This window comes from Streptomyces sp. NPDC028907 (assembly GCF_055564995.1).
In genome coordinates this window covers 1-5,091 of sequence record NZ_JBVHVE010000044.1, presented here as the reverse complement: position 1 = coordinate 5,091, position 5,091 = coordinate 1, and the positions used below count along the sequence as shown (strand labels likewise).

Below are 5,091 nucleotides of genomic sequence, written 5' to 3'. Positions count from 1 at the left end.
GCGGCGAGGTGGATGGCGGTCAGTGAGGACGAGCAGGCGGTGTCGACGCTGACCGCTGGTCCCTCGAACCCGAACGTGTACGAGACACGCCCGGAAGCGGCGCTGTAGGCACTGCTGGTGCCCAGATGGCCCTCGAACCCGTCGGGTACGTCGCGGAAGAGCCGGGCGCCGTAGTCGCCGTACATCACGCCCGTGAAGACACCGGTCCGGCTGCCACGCAGCGACGAGGGGTCGATGCCCGCCCGCTCCAGCGTCTCCCACGTCACCTCCAGCAGCAGCCGCTGCTGGGGGTCGATCGCGAGCGCCTCGCGCGGGCTGATCCCGAAGAACTCCGCGTCGAAAGCGGCGGGGCGGTCGAGGAAGGCTCCTTCACGGACGTAGATCTTCCCCGTCCGGTCGGGATCCGGGTCGTAGAGCTCCTCCGGATCCCATCCGCGATCGGCTGGCAACGCGGAGATCGCGTCCCGGCCCTCCGCGACGAGCCGCCACAGGTCCTCGGGCGAGGTGACGCCGCCCGGGTACCGGCAGGCCGCCGCCACGATCGCGATCGGCTCCCGGGACGCTTCGGTGAGGCGCTGGTGCTGCTGCCGCAGCCGTTCGTTCTCCAGCAGTGAGGCGCGCAGTGCGTTGACGACCTTGTCTTCGGGAGACGTACCCATTATCAACTCCATGCTCAGCGGGCCTCATCCTCGGAAGAGGCCCTTAAGTCGCTCTTGATCGCGGCTTACGCATGGTTTTCACCACGTAACGGGCAGCTCGTGCACTCCGTACGTGCTCATTGCGTCGCGCGTCCCGATCTCCTCCGGCTGGATCGCGAGGCGTAGTTTCGGGAACCGCCGCAGAAGAGCGGGCATCCCGACCCGGAGTTCCGTTCTGGCGAGATGGACACCCAGGCATTTGTGCACGCCGTGGGCGAACGTGAGATGGCCGTTCTGCGCCCGCTCGGGATCGAAGGTGTCCGGGTCGGGGAAACGCTCCGGATCGCGATTCGCCGCCGACAGGGCGATCGTGACCGTTTCGCCCTTCCTGACGAGCTGACCGCCGAATTCCACGTCCTCCAGTGCCGCCCGGGTGATGAACTGCGCGATCGTCAGATAGCGCAGCAGCTCATCGGCGGCCTCGTCCGTCCAGGGGCCCTCGGTGGTGAGCCGCTGCCGCAACTCGTCGTCCTGGAGCAGCAGATAGGTACCGAGGGCGAACATGTGGGCGGTGGTCTCATGGCCGGCGCCGAGGATCTGCAGCGCGATCGCCGCCAGTTCGTCGTCGGTCAGGTCGCCGCCGGCGATGAGGCTGCCGAGGAGGTCGGCGGACGGATTCGCCCGCTTGGCCGCCACGAGTTCGCGCATCAGTTCCCCGGTCCTCACCATGGCGGCACGTGCCTGCTCGGGCGGCGTACCCGGGGTGATCATGGGAATGCGGAGCTGCTGGAATTCATCGGTGACGTCCTGGGTCCCGCCGATGATCTCGGAAATCACCCGGATGGGCAGTGGCAGCGCGAATGAACGTACGAGGTCGGCCGACGATCCCTGTTTCTCCATCGCGTCGAGCACGTCATCCGCTATCTGCTGGATGACGGGTTCCATTTCGCGCGCGTGCCGCGCTGTGAAAGCCTTGGCTAGCGGCTTGCGATAGCGGGTGTGCTCGGGGGCGTCCATACCCACGAAAACACCGGGAGCCGCCGGGCCGAGCTTGATCGGGAAGGGCACGGGGAAACGGCGCAGTTCGTGTCGTGCGCTGATGCGCGGACTCGACAACACCTCCTTGGCGAGTTGGTAGTTGGTGACCAGCCAGCCCACGTGGCCGTCCGGATAGTGCATTCTCGCGATCGGCCGCTCGGTGATCAGGTCGGTGAGTTCCGACGGCGGATCGAACGGGCAGCGTCGCTCGGTCGGCAGGGCTTCGATGATGCCTTCGCTGTGTGCCATGGGGTACTCCCTACTCCTCACTCCTTGGCTGTGCCTTGCGCGTCGTGGGGCAGGTCCTGCCCTGCCGCCGCCATGGCCCGTTGAACGAGCTCGTCCACATCGGCGGACATGATCACGTCGGTCTGGTCGTCGTCCGTCACGCCAGACGGGGCGGGCGTCTCGGGAGGGTTGCCGCCGTCGGCGAGCCGCATCAGCACCTCCACCAGCCCGGCCTCACGGAAGCGGGCCGGCGGAATCGAGGCGATGATCCGCCGGAGCTCGGTCTCGTCCGCCTGGGGCGAGGGACCCGGCGCGTCGGGGACCAGCTCCGCGTGCAGGTGCCGGGCGAGCGCGGCGGGGGTGGGATGGTCGAAGACGAGAGTGGACGACAGCTTCAGCCCTGTTTCCGCCGTGAGCCGGTTGCGCAGCTCGACGGCGGTCAGCGAGTCGAAGCCCATGTCGAGCAGCCCCCGCTGATCCTCCACGGAACCTGTGCCCGCGTGCCCGAGGACCGTCGCGACATGGCCGCGGACCAGGTCGAGGACCACCCGGAACTGCTCGGATTGCGGACGGCCGCGGAGGCTGTCGACGAGCGAGCGCCGATCGGACCCGGCGCTGCCCGCCGATGCTCGTACCAGCCCGCGCAGTACGGCGGGCAGCGGTCCGACGGAGGCGAGGGCGCGCAGCCCGGCCAGGTCCAGCCGCGCCGGTACGAGGACGGGCCGGCCGGGCTGGGACAGGGCCGCGTCGGCGAGCGCGAGGCCCTCCTCGGCGCCAAGCGCCCGGACACCGCTGCGCGCGTCGGCCGCGGAACCGCCGCCCATCCCGCTCGCCTCGGCCCACGGGCCCCAGGCGAGCGAGGCCGCCGGGAGGCCGAGGGAGCGCCGGTGGAGGGCGAGCCCATCGAGGTAGGCGTTCGCGGCGGCGTAGTTCGCCTGCCCCGGGCTGCCGACGACGCCCGCGAGTGACGAGAACAGCACGAATGCCGACAGTTCGAGGTGCCGGGTCAGCTGGTGCAGGTTCCAGGCCGTCTCGGCCTTGGCCCGCATGACGATGTCGAGCTGCCGGTCGGTGAGCACGGGAACGGTGGCGTCGTCCAGCACGCCCGCGGTGTGGATCACCGCCGTGAGCGGGTGTTCCGCCGGGACCGCGTCCAGCACCGTACGCAGGCCCTCCGGGTCCGCCGCATCGCACGCCGCCAGCGTCACCGTGGCGCCCAGCTCCGCCAGCTCTGCCGCCAGGTCGGCGGCGCCGGGGGCCTTACCTCCGCGTCGGCTGAGCAGCAGCAGGTGGCGGACGCCGTACCGTTCGACGAGGTGCCGCGCCATCAGACGGCCGAGAGCACCGGTCCCACCGGTGATCAGCACCGTGCCGTCCGGCGCGAGCGCGAAGGCACCGCCCTCACCGCCGGAACCGGCGGCCGCGTCGGCGAGTTCGTCGGTCGCCCGCACGAGGCGGGGCACGAACAGCTCGCCCGCCCGCACCGCCACCTGCGGCTCACCGCTCGCCACCGCCGCCGCCAAGGCTCCGTTCCTTTCGAGGGCCTCGCGTGGGTCCGTCCGGTCCTCGACGTCGACGAGCTGGAAACGGTCGGGGTTCTCGGACTGGGCCGAACGGATCAGACCCCACAACGCGGAGGCCGCCGGATCGAGCCGGTGCGCCCCCTCGCCGACGGCGACAGCGCCGCTGGTGACGAACACCAGGCGGCTCTCGGACAACCGCTCGTCGGCGAGGACCTCCCGCACCAGCCCGAGGGCACGGCGCGTGACCGCTCGGGCCGCCGCCGCGCTGACCACTTGACCGTCGGCACCGGACGGCGCGCAGGGCACGACCACCGTGTGGGGCTCCACGGCACCGTCCAGCTCTGTATCCGACAACCCCCTACCCTCTTCGAGAACGACCGTTCCGGGGCGCAGCGACTTCGTCGGTACGGATACCCGAAGCGGATCCCAGGCGAGCCGGAACAACGAGTTGGGTGGCACCTGCGAGGCGCCGACCCGCAGCTGACCGGCATCGACGGGACGGGTCAGCAGCGACTCCACCACGCCGACGGGCGCGCCGGTGTCGTCCCACAACGAGAGCGAGAGCCCCTCGCCGCCCAGCGGCGACAACCGGACCCGCAACGCCGTCGGCGACCCGCTCCCGTGCAGGGCGACGCCGCGCCAGGAGAACGGCAGCCGCGTGACGTTCATCGGCCGGTCCGGCTCGGGCGACGCGAACGGGTGCAGCGCGGCGTCCAACAGCGCCGGGTGGACGCGGAACCCCGCCGTGTCGGTGACGCCGGCCGGCAGCGTGACCTCCGCGTACACCGTGCTGTCGCCCGCACGTCGCCAGGCGGCCCGCAGCCCCTGGAAAGCGGGCCCGTAGTCCAGCCCCAGACCGGACAGGTGTACGCGCACGTCCTCGACATCGAGCGGTTCCGCACCCTCCGCGGGCCACGGCTCCCGGCTCGCGGCCGGCTCCGTGCCTTCGGCCGGGGACAACGCCCCCGTCGCATGCCGGAGCCACTCCGTGCCGGCCTCCGCCTCCGCCCTACGGGAGTGGACGGTGATCGCCCGATTCCCTCCGTCCTCGGCCGCCGACACCACCACGCGCAGGTCGACCGCCCCCTGTCGAGGCAGCACCAAGGGCGCCTCCAGGGTGAGTTCCTCGATCCGACGGCAGCCGCTGCGCTCGGCCGTGAAGAGCGCCAGGTCGACATACGCGGTGCCGGGCAGCACCACCGCCCCGAGGACCGTGTGGTCGGCGAGCCACGGGTGGGCGCCGAGGGAGATCCGTCCCGTGAAGACGCTTGAGCCATCCGGGAGTTCGGTCTCGGCACCGAGCAGCGGATGGTTCACCCCGGCCAGGCCGGCCGCGGTCACCTCCCGGCCTCCCGTCGCGTGCAGCCAGTACGGCTCGCGCCGGAAAGCGTACGTGGGCAGGTCCACCCGGCGCGGTTCGGTGCCGGCGAACACCCGGTCCCACGCGGGTGCGGCGACGTCCCGCACCTGTAGGCCGGCCAGCGCCGCGAGGACCGTCCGCACCTCCGAGCGGTCACCGTGCAGCAGCGTGGGCACCCACGGCTCTTCATCGGGCGCCGCGTCGGCCACGGTGGTGTGGATGTGGGGGGTGAGGGTGGGGTGGGGGCCGATTTCGAGGTAGGTGGTGGTGTGGTGGTTGTGGAGGGTGGTGAGGGTGTCGGTGA

3 protein-coding genes are annotated in these 5,091 nt (G+C 71.3%); all 3 read right to left on the bottom strand.

Features of this window, described 5'->3' with window-relative positions; translation table 11 throughout:
- The coding region (locus ACZ4UU_RS45025; protein ID WP_471909261.1) for a beta-ketoacyl synthase N-terminal-like domain-containing protein at positions 1–659 on the bottom strand (659 nt) is incomplete at its 3' end.
- A gap of 78 nt (positions 660–737) precedes the next feature.
- Positions 738–1,925, bottom strand: a complete 1,188-nt coding sequence (locus ACZ4UU_RS45020; protein ID WP_471909260.1) for a cytochrome P450 — start codon at positions 1,923–1,925, stop codon at positions 738–740.
- A gap of 17 nt (positions 1,926–1,942) precedes the next feature.
- On the bottom strand, positions 1,943–5,091 hold a 3,149-nt coding region (locus ACZ4UU_RS45015), incomplete at its 5' end, for a type I polyketide synthase (protein WP_471909259.1).

Excerpts from the sequence above, each read along its gene's own strand:
- ACZ4UU_RS45020 (WP_471909260.1), bottom strand. The coding sequence starts at position 1,925 with ATGGCACACAGCGAAGGCATCATCGAAGCCCTGCCGACCGAGCGACGC.